This window comes from Nitrospira sp., assembly GCA_005116745.1.
Taxonomy (GTDB): Bacteria; Nitrospirota; Nitrospiria; order Nitrospirales; family Nitrospiraceae; genus Nitrospira_D.
Genome location: SWDS01000006.1, coordinates 106,819 through 122,609 on the forward strand (window position 1 = coordinate 106,819; position 15,791 = coordinate 122,609).

The 15,791-nt window shown below is 52.5% G+C and carries 13 protein-coding genes; 4 read left to right on the forward strand and 9 right to left on the reverse strand.

Features of this window, described 5'->3' with window-relative positions; all coding sequences use genetic code 11:
* The first annotated feature begins 92 nt into the window (after positions 1–92).
* Positions 93–701, forward strand: coding sequence for a hypothetical protein (locus E8D52_06115; GenBank protein TKB68576.1), 609 nt, complete (start codon positions 93–95; stop codon positions 699–701).
* On the opposite strand, the gene E8D52_06120 is transcribed toward E8D52_06115, so the two are convergent.
* Entirely contained in the window at positions 683–1,549 is an 867-nt protein-coding gene (locus E8D52_06120) for a site-specific DNA-methyltransferase (GenBank protein ID TKB68577.1), read from the reverse strand. The two genes, E8D52_06115 and E8D52_06120, sit on opposite strands and share 19 nt — an antisense overlap.
* Before the next feature lie 562 nt (positions 1,550–2,111).
* Between E8D52_06120 and E8D52_06125 the strand changes: the two genes are divergently transcribed.
* A complete protein-coding gene (locus tag E8D52_06125; GenBank protein TKB68578.1) occupies positions 2,112–2,795 on the forward strand; it encodes a response regulator transcription factor in 684 nt (227 codons plus the stop codon).
* On the forward strand, positions 2,792–4,213 hold the full coding sequence (locus E8D52_06130; protein TKB68579.1) for a HAMP domain-containing protein: 1,422 nt from the start codon (positions 2,792–2,794) through the stop codon (positions 4,211–4,213). The genes E8D52_06125 and E8D52_06130 overlap by 4 nt, the downstream gene beginning before the upstream one ends.
* Before the next feature lie 1,107 nt (positions 4,214–5,320).
* Here E8D52_06130 and smpB read toward each other — a convergent pair.
* Complete coding sequence (smpB, locus tag E8D52_06135) at positions 5,321–5,794, reverse strand: SsrA-binding protein SmpB (protein TKB68580.1); 474 nt, start codon at positions 5,792–5,794, stop codon at positions 5,321–5,323.
* Between the two features lie 52 nt (positions 5,795–5,846).
* On the opposite strand from smpB, the gene E8D52_06140 reads away from it, so the two are divergent.
* On the forward strand, positions 5,847–6,350 hold the full coding sequence (locus E8D52_06140) for a DUF721 domain-containing protein (protein TKB68581.1): 504 nt from the start codon (positions 5,847–5,849) through the stop codon (positions 6,348–6,350).
* Here the strand turns inward: E8D52_06140 and E8D52_06145 are convergent.
* The 7 genes from E8D52_06145 to E8D52_06175 form a co-directional block, all read right to left on the reverse strand.
* Positions 6,277–6,870 carry a hypothetical protein gene (locus E8D52_06145; protein ID TKB68582.1) on the reverse strand — a complete coding sequence of 198 codons (594 nt, stop codon included), beginning with the start codon at positions 6,868–6,870 and terminating at the stop codon, positions 6,277–6,279. The two genes, E8D52_06140 and E8D52_06145, sit on opposite strands and share 74 nt — an antisense overlap.
* 49 nt (positions 6,871–6,919) lie before the next feature.
* Positions 6,920–9,397, reverse strand: a complete 2,478-nt coding sequence (gene gyrA / locus E8D52_06150; GenBank protein TKB68583.1) for a DNA gyrase subunit A — start codon at positions 9,395–9,397, stop codon at positions 6,920–6,922.
* Between the two features lie 88 nt (positions 9,398–9,485).
* Positions 9,486–11,954, reverse strand: a complete 2,469-nt coding sequence (gene gyrB, locus E8D52_06155; protein TKB68584.1) for a DNA topoisomerase (ATP-hydrolyzing) subunit B — start codon at positions 11,952–11,954, stop codon at positions 9,486–9,488.
* Between the two features lie 93 nt (positions 11,955–12,047).
* Positions 12,048–13,175 carry a DNA polymerase III subunit beta gene (dnaN, locus tag E8D52_06160; protein TKB68585.1) on the reverse strand — a complete coding sequence of 376 codons (1,128 nt, stop codon included), beginning with the start codon at positions 13,173–13,175 and terminating at the stop codon, positions 12,048–12,050.
* A 23-nt stretch (positions 13,176–13,198) separates the two neighbouring features.
* A complete protein-coding gene (gene dnaA / locus E8D52_06165) occupies positions 13,199–14,542 on the reverse strand; it encodes a chromosomal replication initiator protein DnaA (protein ID TKB68586.1) in 1,344 nt (447 codons plus the stop codon).
* Positions 14,543–15,110: 568 nt separating this feature from the next.
* Positions 15,111–15,452, reverse strand: a complete 342-nt coding sequence (locus E8D52_06170; GenBank protein TKB68587.1) for a hypothetical protein — start codon at positions 15,450–15,452, stop codon at positions 15,111–15,113.
* 11 nt (positions 15,453–15,463) lie between these two features.
* A complete protein-coding gene (locus E8D52_06175) occupies positions 15,464–15,784 on the reverse strand; it encodes a hypothetical protein (protein ID TKB68588.1) in 321 nt (106 codons plus the stop codon).
* Between the last annotated feature and the right edge of the window lie 7 nt (positions 15,785–15,791).

Consider the following 15,791-nt stretch of genomic DNA (forward strand, 5'->3'; position numbering starts at 1 on the left):
TCTCCAAATGTGCGAAGTATCCAGCACGAAAAAACACCACGTCGTGGATCCTGAGTTGCCCGCTCTCTTTGAGAATATTGCGGAGAGAACATATGCCCTTATCACGTAATAAGGTCGAATCTCGCTACTTCAACCGGACTGCCAAGCTACCCTATAGTCTCCGCCTGAAGGACTTCGAGATGGCAATGCAAGATATCTACGACTTTTTCTACGACGTAAATCTTGGCCTTATTGACCGCGGCCTTCACCGCCTGGATGATATGCTTAGAGCCGCAATCATGTCCGGAGTATTGTCGGACATGCTCACTTCGAGCCTTGCCAAACACTCCCGAAGCCTTACGGTCAATCTTTATCACAACGGCCATCCAGACTTAGTCGTAAACGGCGTGTATCCCGATAACAAAGTCAAGGCCGGATCAGAAGGCGTTGAAATTAAGACAACCCGCAAGGCGGGTGGGGCGGTTGATACCCATGGAGCCAGGGATCAATGGATGTGCGTATTCGTCTATGAGGTTGATAACACCACTGAGCCCGCCAGAGATAGGCAACCGATGACGATTACTGAGATATACATTGGGCAAGTCACCAGGGATGACTTCCGCAAGAATCAACGAGGCGAATTAGGTACTCGAACAGCGACCTTGCACAAGAGCGGGATCGAAAAGTTAAGGAGGAATTGGATTTACAAGCGCAGCAAGTGATTGTCCCCGTTTTTGAACGCTGCCAATCTTGGCAATGCTTTCCTTGCCATCTCAAAATAGTGCGGGTCCTTTTCAATCCCGATACTGGCATATCCCACCGCTTCAGCTGCGGCAAGTGTCGATCCTGCTCCACAGAATGGATCGAGAATAACCCCTTCTCCAAGCGGAAGCACGCCACGAACTAACGTGCGCAGGAATTGCTGAGGCTTGAGGCTGGGGTGGGGAGCCATCAGCCGTTCGGATTTATGAGTCGGCGAGGATGGAATGACATCTCCGAACGGTTTATTCAAAGAAGGTCTTCGGAATCCACCTGTTCTCCACTTCCTTAGATTGTCCTGCACTCTACCTTCCAGAGGCTTACGGAAAACCAGCCACGGCTCCCACATAGAACGCGGCATCACACTGATATCAGGAAATTCCTCGTGAGCAGCTTTCGGTCTATCGCCTCCTCGCATGGTCATCACCAAACGAACGATCTCTCCCCTCCTTTCTAGCCCAGCCTTCGCCAGTGCGCCTGCGACCACGTATGAGAGGAGGGGGTTCGTCGCAACAACAACATTGGCTCCCGGCACCAAAACAGGGATAAGCAACCGTGCCCATTCATGGAAAAACAACTCAAGAGACCGAAGGTCTTGTTGAGAGAGAACCGTGAACCGGGGAAGGGGAGATCGCTGAACTCCGTCAAACGAAGGAGGGATGCGCCAGACTCCTCCCTTTCCTTTCCGTAATTTCTCCTGCTGTTCAGAGGTATATTCAAACAGGCCGTAGGGGGGATCGGTTAAAACGGCGTGTACGGTGTTTGGCTGTTGGTCCCGCAACCAATTGAAGCAGTCCGTCTCAAGAGCCATGGCTCTTCCGAACGTGAAACTCCTCCAGTAGTCGGGACGTGATTCGGAGACCTTATTCGCCCACACGTTCGTTGGTGTTGTCAATCCATAATACCCTCTGGCTGTACGGACGAAGATCGATGGCGTATTCAGCCTTAAGTAAGATCGAACGCTTGATCGAGCTGAATTGCCAATGAGATCCGCAACGTGCTGTTCAATTGTTTGGAGCGAGGCACCGCTCGGTCTGGCTGTGAGAACTGAAAGAATTGCGTCTCGTACTTCTCCAGGACGTCGCTTCTGCTTTATGGTCAATTTGTACACGACGTTAGACAATAAGACGTCTAGACGTCTTTGTCAACTGCGCTCGGGTTCATATTGAACAAAGGTCGCACGTCCTCAGTAACAGGACGTCTCACCCGAGCACTGTACGGACCAGCTCCGGTAATCCGACAATGTCCCACCTATCACGGTAGAGTGACCCATCGGTTGAGTAATGTCATAATAGCAAAGTGACACAGATTGCGGCCACGGATCCTCACGCTGTCTCTCTTAAGACTGCTGATACCAAGGGACGTCGAATACCATGAGAATTCTGCTCGTTGAAGACGACGCCGATCTGGCTCAATTCATCAGAAGAGGATTGAAAGAGGAGCACTATGTGGTGGACGTGGCCGCCGACGGTGAAGAAGGCTTGGCATTGGCGTTGGGTAACGCGTACGATCTGCTGATCTTGGACATTATGCTCCCCAAGCTTGACGGCCTCACCCTCTGCCGCCGTGTTCGAGACAAGGGATTCATGACTCCGGTGTTGCTTCTGACCGCGCGCAACACGGTGGAGGACAAGGTGTCGGGGTTTGATACCGGCGCAGACCAATTTCTGCCGAAACCGTTCGCGTTCGTGGAACTGCTGGCTCAAATCCGGGCCCTCTTGCGCCGAGGAAGTCAGCAACCACTGGTCCATCTCCAAGCAGCAGATCTAAAGCTGGATCCGGCTTCTCATCGTGTCTGGCGGGCAGGACAAGAAATCGCTCTGACAAATAAAGAGTACGCCCTGCTTGAGTTTCTCTTGCGAAACAAGAACCGTGTGCTTACGCGAACCGCGATCATTGAACATGTGTGGGATATCAGCTATGACCCCATGACGAACATCGTCGACGCTCATATTCGAGCCTTGCGTGCGAAGATCGACCGGGATTTTTCTCCGCCTTTGATCGCAACAGTCCGCGGCGCAGGGTACATGCTTGAGGAGCCGGACTCATCGGCATGAAATCTCTACGCAGTTTGATCAGTTGGTCCGCCTTCGTCTTGATGGCAGGACTCATCTTGTTTTCCGCGCTCGTGTACGCGGTGAGCGAGGTTCTGCTGCATCGTTTTGTGGATGGACAACTCTTCGCGTTGGCAGAGACGCTTGCCCAGATCGTGGAGCAGCACCCCGAAATACTCACGCGAAGGGCTCAGGGCGGCGCACTGACCGCCGACGTGCGGCATTCCTATGAGCTTCCGGAAGTGCCGCATTCTCTTCAAGTGTTTTCTCCAGACGGTCGGCTCATCTGGACAAGTTCCAACACAGCAGCGCCACCTTCAATTCCAGCTGACGTGCTTCAACGAGTCGAGCGTGACCACACGGTGTTTGAAACGGTTGACTCGACCAGTGTCCCGGCTCGACACGTATATCTGTCTACCGTACAAGACGGCCAACTGCGGTATGTTCTGCAGGCACAAACCTCGCTGCTTCATTACCGGGAAACTCTGAATGGCCTTGTGTTTCTGCTCGCCCTCGGGTCCGGAGCGACGCTGCTTGTCGCCTGGGTCGGCAGCCTCTGGTTGGCAAAGAAGGTGTTGGCCCCAATCGACGCGTTGTGCACGGGCGCCGAAACGATGTCGGAAACCGATCTGGGGAAGCGCCTGGCGATGGATTCACCCTATCGAGAATTTCGGCGACTCACCCAGGCGGTCAACTCCGTCTTGGATCAGTTCCAACGCAGTAGCGAGGTCCAACGGAACTTCTGCGAGATCGCCGCCCATGAGATGAAGACCCCTCTGACCATCCTGCAGGGAAACCTGGAAGTGGCGCTTATGAAAGCGAGGACCCCGGAAGAATATCATGAAGTGTTACTCAACAATCTCCAGCAAGTGGATCGGCTCATCGCCTTGACTCGTCCACTCTTGACGCTCGCGAAATTCACTAGTAGTAAACCTCCGGTCAATCTCCTCCCGCTCGCCGTGGAACCTCTGATTCAAGACCTCGTGGATGAGTTGATGCTATTGGCGGATGACCGTCAGATCACCTTGCGGTTTGAATCCCAACCGATTCCCGTCGTACTCGGCGATGCTCAGTGGCTCAAACAAGCATTGATCAATTTACTCGACAATGCGCTGCGGTACACTCCATCCGGTGGAGCCGTGACCATCCGCCTACAGGCCGTTGGTCACGATGTGACAGTGGCGGTCGAAGACACAGGCCACGGAATCGAACCCGAGAATATTCCCCATCTGTTCGAGCGATTCTACCGCACCGATTGGGCCAGGGCGAAAGATTCCGCTGGTACCGGGCTTGGACTTCCTATCGTGAAGGAAATCATGGAAGCCCACGGCGGGAGCATATCCGTCACGAGCGAAGTGAACAAAGGTTCCGTCTTCACACTGCGTCTCCCGGCCCTCGCCCAGCAAAAGGCGCTCGCCTAAGCCTTTTAAAATCTTGGCCCTCTCGCCACACAATCTGAGTCAATAGATCCCACAAGCTCTAGGGTTGTTTGCCGTGGGTCGTATTGTGGTGATCTGACCCTTGTCACCAGCGTAGAAGGGGGCACACATCATGAAGAACTCTTCACGATCCCCTCATGGAAGCTTCATCTTGGTGGCATATATAGGTAGGAAAGCGAAAGGGGGTGAACAACAATCATGATTTCCTTTATCGAAGTGTTCTTATTGGCCGCCATATTCGGAGTGTTATACGCGATGCTGCAACTTTCGAGCCGGTGATCCCACTCGGATGATGCTGTGGAGTGACCTGCTGGAGACGGGGGCTGGGCAGAGAGGGTCATGCTTGCCAGTCACGTACGCACTTGTGACTCATGCTCGCCCCCGACAGAGGAAGTGGTTTCCACATGGTCTGTGAGTCATGCTGTGATCTCGGTTAGTCAGACCTGCAACATCACAGGCGTCTGGTTCGGTCTCACCCTGAGCCCTTGTTAGTTCGCAGATCCCGATCAGACTGGTCATGCAGTCTGGTAACGCCCTCATCATCCTACAAGTTAGTCCCTGCGTGAGATCTACGGCTTTCTAGACACGGCCTCATTGTTCGGGCAGTTCGTCTTCCAATAGTTTCACGATATTCATCACTTACTGGTGTCACTCGCCGATCAGCTGGCACGTGTTTCGGTCGCCGAATCATGAAGACTTCTTCATAATTTCATCACAGACCCTTCATAGTCGAGAGCTATACTTTTCATCAGGTGAAAGGAGGTGAAGATCCATGATGACGATATTCTTTGCGTTGCTCGCCCTGACTGCTGTTCTTGGAGTGATGTATAAGGCCGTATATCTTGACCGTGAATAGTTAAGGAGAACCGTCTCCTCTCTCGACTAGAGAAGAGGAGGCCGTTGCTCCTTCGAGGTAAGACACCGAGCAGCCGCTCATACCGACACAGCTGCCCACACCGTCTATGGCATCCGCCACCCATGGGCTGGGCGTGGTACGATTTCCAGGTTGTGTCGGCCGAGTTCGTTAGGGTGAAAGCGGAGGGGATTCTTGATCGTCAACGCGCGTTGACCAAAGATGGAATTTCCACCCTACTTTCGTTCTTTGATCGCTCGTTCCACTTCTCTGCCAGCTTCCCGAGCTTTGATCGATTCTCGACGATCATGCTGTTTCTTCCCTTTGGCTAACCCCAGTTCGACCTTGACCTGGCCCCGCTCAGAAAAATAAATGCGGAGCGGGATCAGCGTAAGGCCCTTCTGCTGGGTTTTCCCCAGGAGCTTGTTGATCTCCTTTCGATGCAGGAGCAATTTGCGGGTCCTGATCGGGTCGTGGTTCATCATGTTGCCGTGACTATAGGGACTAATATGGCAATGATGGAGAAAAACCTCGCCCTCTTTGACGTCCGCATAACTGTCTTGTAAGTTCACTCGCTTGTCCCGAAGTGATTTCACCTCGGTGCCCTTGAGCACAATTCCGGCCTCGAACTTTTCTTCGATAAAATAATCGTGGTAGGCCTTCCGATTGGTAGCCACGACCTTCCCCTGATCTTCTGTTTCTTTAGCCATAACTCGACACCGACGCCTTGATCTATTTCTCCGCTACCGCCTATGATGCCACATGGCTGGCCCTCGCACACTCGATTCCTTTGGGAGCATCCTGTCCGGTCTTTCCAAGCGGCTTGGCCTTGAATCACGACTGCTGGAACTTCGCTTGCAGCGTCGTTGGCATGAGCTCGTGGGCGAACCCATGGCGTCTCATACCTGGCCGGCTCAGATTCGCTTCAAGAAGCTCTACCTCGTCGTCAGAAATTCCGTCTGGCTCCAACAGTTGACGTTCCTCAAGCCGGCGCTCTTAACGAAGCTGCAGGCAGAGTTCGGGACCGAGTGTGTGGCCGACATTGCGGGTCGGGTCGGAGAGCTTCCCGCCTCGTCGGAGGCGTCTTCCGCACCTCTCACCACCGATCTTGGGTCACCTCAGCCAGGAGAATCTTCAGCTGAGGTGTGCTCACATACCACTGTCATTCAAGATCCTGCGCTCCGTGAGCACTTTAGAAAGGTGATATCGGCTTACCTTGTGCAGGCTCCTCCTCCACCGGCAAAGAGTCCGTCACGCGTCCCTTGAAGAGGATCCGTGTGTTGTTGGAGATGTGGCCATTCATAGGGATAGGTCCTACGCCTCCCTCTTCTTCCTGATCCTGCAATCGATAATACCCGCGCATGTGCCGTTCATAGTCGTTGATGACTGTCGCATCCCCAGCCAGATACTTCGCCAGCACCTCTGGATCGGTCCAACCGTGGTCGTCGAACACGTAAATCGTGATCTGTCTATACCAACCACTGGGATCGCCTGGAGTGGTGGGGTGGATCTTCATGGGAGCGAAATCGTGCGTTTGGTGGCCGACCTTTCGAAAACGCTTCACCAGCGATTCGATCTCCTCATTGGAGGTTCCGCGGGGAACGTCCGTGGTGACGATCTGGCTTGATTGTGCACCGACCGTATAGGGAGGAATCGATCGATCGGGGCGGCTGAGGTACATACCCCCCCAGATCAAGGCGAAAGATCCCACAAAGACGCTCAGTGCGATCTTGACGACGATATCCATCGGCTTCTTGGTTGTGGGACCGGAGGAAGACGGAGACATAGGAGAAGTCGCTTCCTCGTGCATGGAACAACTACACGGCTCGGTGGAATTAGGCTTCGGGGGTGTCTTCCGAACCCGCGTCCTCTCGTTCGATCACTTCCGCCAATCTGGCGACGCCCACCACTCGATCTCCTTCACCGTCGAGATCGAGAATGCGGACACCTTGAGTATTCCGGCCAATCTCACGGATATCATCAACTTTGCAACGGAGTACCTTCCCTTGCGCCGCCATCAACATGATTTGGTCGTCATCTCGTACTTGAAGAAATCCCACCGCCAGACCGTTTCGCTCCGTCGTCTTGACGCTGATGATGCCTTTGCCGCCACGACCCTGGATACGGTATTCACCCACAGGTGTTCGTTTGCCGTAGCCACCTTCCGTGACGGTCAAAATGGATGTCGTGGAATCCGGGGTGATGGTTTCCATGCCGATAACTTCATTTCCCTCTTCGAGGGTGATCCCTTTCACCCCATACGCCGTCCGGCCCATGGATCTCACCTCTTCTTCTTTGAATCGAATGGTGAGGCCCTGCCGTGTCCCGAGAAGAATTTCCCGCTGTCCATCGGTCAGTTGAACACTGATCAGCTTATCGCCGCTCTCAAGTCCCAAGGCGATGATCCCGCCTTGCCGTGGATTGCTGAACGCGGACAGTTCCGTCTTTTTGATGATGCCCTTCTTGGTGCCCATCACAATATACCGGTCGTCCCTGAACTCTTTCACCGGCAATGTGGCCGTGACCTTTTCATTACTCGACAGCGCGAGCAGATTGACGAGCGCTTTGCCCTTTGCAGCACGGCTGGCCTCAGGAATTTCATGGACCTTTAACCAATACACCTTGCCGGCATCCGTGAAAAAGAGCAGTGAATCATGCGTGGAGGCCGTGAAGAGATTCACGACGAAATCTTCCTCCTTGATCCCCATGCCGATCTTGCCTTTTCCTCCTCGTCGCTGGGCACGATAGAGCGACACGGCATTTCGTTTGATATATCCGGCATGAGAGATCGTGACGATCACTTCTTCTGCTGCAATCAGATCTTCCAGAGTGATTTCCGCCTCTTCCTTGACGATCTGTGTCCGTCGCTCGTCCTTATACGCTTCCCGAATTTCGGTCAGCTCGTCCTTAATGATCGTCTGGACCAGTTCCCGGTTGGCGAGGATGGACTTCAAATACTCGATCTGCCTCAGCACGTCTTGGTACTCTTCGACGAGTTTCGTCCGCTCAAGCTGCGTTAAGCGCTGGAGCCGCATGTCAAGGATCGCACTAGCCTGGATTTCGGTAAGGCCAAACTCGCGCATCAACCCAGCCCGTGCTTCGTCCGGCGATTGCGACCGACGTATGAGAGCGATCACGGCATCGAGATTGTCGAGTGCGATCTTGAGCCCTTCGAGGATATGCGCCCGCTCTTCCGCCTTGCGCAACTCGTAGGCGGTGCGGCGGACGACGACTTCCCGTCGGTGATCGAGGAAATGATGCAGAATTTGTTTGAGATTCAGGACTTCCGGACGATTGTTGACCAGCGCCAACATAATAACGCCGAAGGTTGTTTCAAGAGGGGTGTGTTTGTACAGATTATTCAACACGACCAGCGGGATTTCACCTCGCTTGAGCTCGATGACCACCCGGACCCCCTCACGGTCCGATGACTCATCTCGCAAATCGGAGATGCCTTTGATCCGGTCCTCCTGAACCAGCTCGGCAATTTTTTTGATCAACGACACCTTGTTGACTTGATACGGAATCTCCGTCACAAGGAGCCGTTCACGCTCGGTGCGTTCATCGATCTCTACCACGACTTTTGCCCGCAACTTCAAGAGACCCCGACCGGTCTCGTACGCTGCCTTGATCCCGCTCATGCCGTAGATGAACCCAGCCGTTGGAAAATCAGGCCCCGGGATCTTTTTCATCAACTGGGCGATCGTGACGTCTTGATTCTCCAACAGCAGAAGCAATCCATCGATGATCTCAGCAATGTTGTGCGTCGGGATATTCGTGGCATAGCCGACCGCGATGCCGCCCGCTCCGTTAATGAGGAGATTCGGCACCCTGCTCGGCAATACCAGTGGCTCCTGTCTCGATTCGTCGTAGTTCGGACCGAAGTCGACGGTTTCCTTGTCGATGTCGGCCAGCATCTCTTCGGCGAGTTTGGTCATGCGCGCTTCGGTGTAGCGCATCGCGGCCGCTGAATCGCCATCCATCGATCCATAGTTGCCTTGGCCGTCGACGAGGGGATAACGCATGTTGAAGTTCTGCGCCATCCGCACGAGGGTATCGTAAATGGCCGTATCACCGTGGGGATGATAGTTGCCCATGATCTCACCCACGATCTTGGCTGACTTGCGGTAGGTCCGATTGGAGGCAAGGCCCATTTCGTTCATACCGAACAGGATGCGGCGATGGACCGGCTTGAGCCCATCGCGGACATCGGGCAATGCGCGTCCTACGATGACGCTCATCGCATAATCGAGGTATGACGACTTCATCTCGTCTTCTATCGCGATGTGGCCTAAGCGCTCATCAGGGGGCATATTTCCTCATTAATCGTTACTCCTGATAATGTGAAACGTAAGGATGTATTCGGTGTGTTCTCTTGTGATTCACGATGAGTGAATCACGTCATACGTCCAAGTTTCTCACTTCGAGGGCATGCGTTTGAATGAAATTCCGGCGCGGTTCGACTTCATCGCCCATCAAGATCGTAAAGATTTCATCGACGCCGGTGAGGTCTTCAAGCGTCACGCGCAAAAGCGTACGCATTTCAGGATTCATGGTTGTTTCCCAGAGCTGCCCCGGGTTCATCTCGCCGAGCCCTTTGTAGCGCTGGATGTTGAGCCCCTGCTTCCCCATATCCAAGATCGCCTTCACTAACTCATCGGTCGCCCGATGGTGATGTTCTTGCCCTTTGGCCTTGAGCTTGTACGGAGGGCGTCCTAACCCAACAACCGACGGAGTCAGTTTCTGTAGTTCACGAAAGTCCGCGGAACCGACGAGTTCATGTGTCACACACAGTTCATGAGTGACGCCGTTTGCATGCAGCCGGCAGACCACCTTATTTGATTGATGTTCTTCATCATGCAGCACCTCGAACTCCGGCATTACTTTTGGGAATACCACAGCCAGCGATGCCTTGACGTTCTCGACCGATCGTTGCAGTGCTGTTCGATCCTTAAGACGCTCGCGATCGAGCCCTGGTTCGTCGACAAATGCACGGAGCATCGCGGCTTCGTGGGACTTCTTATTGAGCCGACCGAGCAAGGTTTCAAAGGCAATCATTTTCTTCAGAATCGGCAACAGCCGACGTCCGGTCACATACCCTTGCGCCCCTTCCAGATACAGTTCGACATCTTCAACCGCCAGATCGGCTAGGTATTCGTTCAATAACCCTTCATCTTTGAGATACCGTTCCGTCTTGCCTTTCTTCACTTTGAACAGCGGCGGCTGCGCGATATAGATATACCCCCTTTCGATCAGCTCGGGCATCTGCCGGAAAAAGAACGTCAAGAGCAAGGTTCGGATGTGGCTGCCGTCCACATCGGCATCGGTCATGAGAATAATCTTATGATAGCGGGCCTTGGCGATGTCGAATGCATCTTTCTCCGGCTTGTCGCTCTCTTCGCGCCTGCGACCGATGCCGGTCCCCAGTGCCATGATGAGGGTCCGGATCTCATCGCTGGAGAGCATCTTGTCGAAACGCGCCTTTTCGACGTTCAAGATCTTCCCTTTCAAGGGCAGGATCGCTTGGAACTTGCGATCACGCCCTTGTTTCGCGGATCCGCCGGCTGAATCACCCTCCACGATGTAGAGTTCGCTCAAGGCCGGATCTTTTTCCGAACAATCAGCCAACTTCCCGGGCAATGAGCCGCCGTCGAGCGCACTCTTTCGCCGGATCAGATCCTTGGCTTTCCGCGCCGCTTCGCGAGCGCGGGCCGCGTCGATGGCCTTGCCGATGATCTTGCGAGCGACGGGAGGATTTTCCTCGAAATAATTTCCCAAGGCCTCGTTGACAGCGGCCTCGACCACGCCTTTCACCTCGCTGTTCCCAAGCTTCGCCTTCGTCTGACCCTCAAATTGCGGATTGCGCACCTTGACGCTGACCACTGCCGTCAGCCCCTCCCTCACATCGTCTCCTGTTAGAGATTCGGTTTCTTTCTTGAAGAGATCGTTGGCATTGGCGTAGGTGTTGATCGTCCTGGTGAGGGCCGCCTTGAATCCGACTAAATGCGTACCGCCTTCCTTTGTATTGATATTATTGGCGAACGAGAACAGGTTTTCCGCGTAGCTGTCATTGTACTGGAGCGCCACTTCCAGAACCATTTCTGGCTTCTCGACCTTGACGTAGATCGGCTTATGCAGCGGTGTTTTGGCTTCGTTGAGGTGCTCAACGAAAGACATGATGCCGCCCTTGTACAAGAACACTTGCTCTTTTGCTGGTTCTTTCCGCTCATCCCTCAGGGTAATGGCCAGGCCCTTATTTAAAAAAGCGAGCTCGCGGAGCCGCTGGGCCAACACGTCAAAACTAAACTCCAGCGTCTCAAATATTTGGCTGTCCGGTTTGAACCGAACTTGAGTCCCTCGGCGTTTTGTTTTCCCGGTTGCGCTGAGTGGAGCATCTGGCTTCCCACGTGCATAGCGCTGTTCGAACACTTGCCCATCCTGCCAGATCTCCAGTTCGAGCCACTCCGACAAGGCATTCACAACGGAGATACCGACTCCGTGTAAGCCGCCGGAGACCGTATAGGCTCCCTGCTCAAACTTGCCGCCTGCATGAAGGACCGTCAATGCCACTTCGGCGGCGGACTTTTTTTGCGTGGAGTGCATGCCGGTTGGAATGCCTCGCCCGTTGTCGATGACCGTCACACTTCCGTCGATATGGATCATGACCTCAATGGCCTCGCCAAACCCCGCCATATGTTCGTCGACACTGTTGTCCACGACTTCATAGACGAGGTGGTGGAGTCCATCGACGCCCGTACTCCCAATGTACATCGCCGGCCGCTTTCGGACGGCATCGAGGCCCTCAAGGACTTTGATCTGATCGGCGCTGTAGCTGTCTGATTTGGGCTGGGAAGAGTCGTCTGTGGTCATCCGTTTCCTAACCGTCTGTTGCGAAATGGGGTTCGCTTTGTTTGTTCCTGGGATACGAGTACGATGCCGGCGGACTTTTTCACGATCATCCCGCTAAATCTTAATGGGCATGACCACACATTTGAACCCCGGGCTTTCCGGTTCCTGAATCAGACAGGGACTGAGCGGAGTGTCCATCTGAAGCGAGAGGGTTTCCCCATCCATCACGCTGAAGACATCCAACAGGTAACGGGCATTGAATCCCGTCTGGATGGCCTCTCCTTCATAGTGGGCTGGCAATTCTTCCGTGGCTTCCCCGTAATCCGGACTGCTGGAAAACAAGGTCATCTTATCGGATGCGAAAGAAACCTTTACCGCGCTAGCTTTATCCTTGGCCAGTACCGACACCCGACGTAGCGCGCTCTCCAATTCACTTCGACTGACGCTGATCTTCTTGCCGCTTTCTTTTGGGATGACTTGTTGGTAGTTCGGGTAGTTGCCTTCCATCAACCGAGAGGTCAGCAGCAACCCGCTCTTTCGGAAAATCATGAGGTTTTTCGAAAAACCGATGAGCGGTTCGGTATCTACGCCCTCCTCCAAAAGACGGCGGATTTCATGCGCCGCCTTCTTCGGTATGATGGCTTTCATTTCCTGTGGCACACCTTTATTACCGGCTTTTCCGACTTCTTGCTCCGCCACTGCCAAACGATGGCCATCTGTGCCGACTAATCGCAACGAGGTTTTTTTGTCGGTCGCAACGAGAGTGACCAAGAGGCCGTTCAAGATATATCGAGCATCGTTATCCCCGGCGGCAAATAGTGTCTTCCGGATCAATTCCAGAAGGCCCTCTCCTGAGAGCGGTGTCAATCCCTCGCGCTCGATGGTCGGCAGTGCAGGATATTCGCTGCTGGGAAGGCCGACGACTTTGAATTGGCTCTTCCCGGCTTGGATGGTCGTCCAGTTGTTATCCGTCGACGTCAGTTCGATGTCGCCAGGGGGTAACTCTTTGACGATCTCGTATAATTTTCTGGCTGAGATGGTGACACCACCAGTCGAGAGAACGGTTCCCTTGTAGAGACCTCGCAATCCAATTTCGAGGTCGGTCGCGACAATTTCCACCCCATCCTGCTTGGCTTCCAACAAGATATTGGACAGAATCGGCATCGTATTTCGTTTCTCCACGACACCTTGGACCCGCTGAAGTCCCGTCAATAACTCATCTCGCCCAATACGTATTTTCATAGAGAATTCTCCCTGCGAAGCTCTTAACTACGAAGAATTTGCTCTTTCAATGTTTCAAGCGTCGCCTGCAACACCGTGTTGGTCTCCTTGGCCTTTGTGACCTGGCGACAGGCGTGAATGATGGTCGTATGATCTTTACCGCCAAATTGGCGCCCGATTTCGGGGTACGATGAATCAGTCAGCTCTCGACACAGATACATGGCAATCTGTCGAGGATGTACGAGCGTCTTACTCCTGCGGCGAGATTTCAGCTCCGTCATCTTCACATGAAATTGGGTACAGACCGCTTCTTGAATATCATCCATCGCAACGATCTTTTTCTTATCCCCAATAACATCGCGCAAGACGGTCTTAGCAAGATCAAGGCTTATCACCTGCCCGGTCAGCGAGGCATAGGCGCCTAGTCGAATCAGGCTGCCTTCCAATTCACGGATATTACTCTTCATCGTGATCGATAGGAACTGGATGACGTCTTCCGGCAGTTTAAGGCCATCATCTTCTGATTTTTTCCTCAGGATGGCAATGCGGGTCTCCACATCCGGCGGCTGCAAGTCTGCAATCAATCCCCATTCGAACCGAGATCGTAGACGCTCTTCGATATCCGGCATATCCTTAGGAAAGCGGTCACTTGAGAGAACAATCTGCTTATGTCCCTCATATAAGGCATTGAAGGTATGGAAGAATTCTTCCTGTGTGCGTTCCTTCCCGACCAGAAACTGGATATCGTCGATCATCAACATATCGATATGTCGATATCGTTTCCGTAAATCCATCATTTTGTCATATCGAATGGAGTTGATGACCTCATTAGTAAATTGCTCTGTCGTCAGATAGGCGATTCTTAGATCACTCTTTTCAGCGACATGATTTCCAATGGCGTTTAAGAGGTGGGTCTTCCCGAGTCCCACCCCTCCATAAATAAAGAGCGGGTTATAGGTCTGTCCTGGCTGTTCCGCTACGGCCATACAGGCTGCATGAGCAAATTGGTTGCCGGCACCGACTACGAAGTTCTTAAATATATATTTTGGGTTGAGCTGGATTCCCCGTCGCGGCTTTGGCTGGGTGACACCTCGCGGCGCAGTCACAACACTCTGTGGTTCAACCTCCTGCACAGTGCTCTTTTGGCGGACGGTGAATGCAACACCCATCAGCCCTCCACCACGAGCCGTGGCCATGGCTTCCGCTAATAGCGGTCCATAATGAGCATTCAGCCATTCTCCAAAAAACTTATTCGGAACCCCAATATGCGCCGTCGAGTCTTCTATCCGGTCGAGATGAACCGGTATAAACCATGTGTCATACACCTGCTTAGGAACTTTCGCCTGGATATACTGCAATGCTTCTTGCCAAACAGTGTCAATACTCATAACTCGTCAAAACCGCTATACACAGGATTATTCACACTTGTGGATAACTACCATCTACTTCTCTTTATAACGGATAAAAAGCGACGCTGAATACCACGTCACACCAGGACATGTCGAGTTATATAAAGAAAATACGATCACTGTCTAATCCCTCTTCACAAGCTTTTCACAGATTCCAATGACTTTATAAAGAAACAATCCCCAATGTTATCCTTCTCTATCTAGTAATACTTACTTTATAAAATCAACCACTTCGCAGTTATACTCTCTATTCACTTCACTACTACTACTTCTACTACTCCTAACTTTCTTAAGTAACAAACTTCGGAGTCATAGTGCTATGACCTTCGTGCTCCTAAGCAGTATGTCGAGTATTTGTTGATACGATACCTTCTCTCCCTCTATGAATTGGGTAGTATTCGTTACACGTAATACTTTTCCTGGAAGAAGAGGATCTTCCAACGAAAGTACCACAGCTGAACTTGTCTCGGATAAGAGTGCCTGGGACAGAGTATGGAGTGGAGAACGAACAATATAGACAGCTGACAGCATAAAGGGAGCTCCTGACTCAAAACACGAGTGTGCAGTCCATGGATTGTATAAAGGAGCGGATAGTTTCGTCGTTTTCACGTTTCACGGAAAAGTCATCCTGGACTTCGATAGGATTGTGTATGTCTTGGATAATAAATTGAATTTCGAGCTGTTTAATAGCAGGAAGATAATTTTCAAGGATCTCAATATCGAGAATATCGTCGGTCTCATCTCCTAAGAGACGGGTAGCCTCACCAAGGAGAACAACAGTGGTCATGTGAGATCCAGCCGAAAGGCCAAGTGCAATACGGAGAGCCTCGACAGGCCTATGGGTTTTTCGAGGATCTTCCTGAATAACAACGGCAATGTTTTTTGGCATGGAGAAAATAATCAGGAAAACGATAAAAACGGATCACAGGCCTCAATAATTCCGGACAATACAACGAGGCCACAAAGTGACATTTTAGAGTCTATAGTTTCAGTTGGAACGTGGTGTTGTTGACACCCGTAGGCGCAGGCAAAAACGCGGGCCCCTTCTTGAGCGAGACCTCGGTAGCGGTCGGTGTGAATATTCTTCACACCTTCATCAATAAGATATAAGTAAACCTCGTGGCCAGCATCAAGAGCTGCGTGCGCGAGACCGTGCACAGTCTCAGCACTAGTGTGTGATGGGGGAAGAGCTAGGAGAAAACCAATCTTCTTTGAATCCACAGGAATT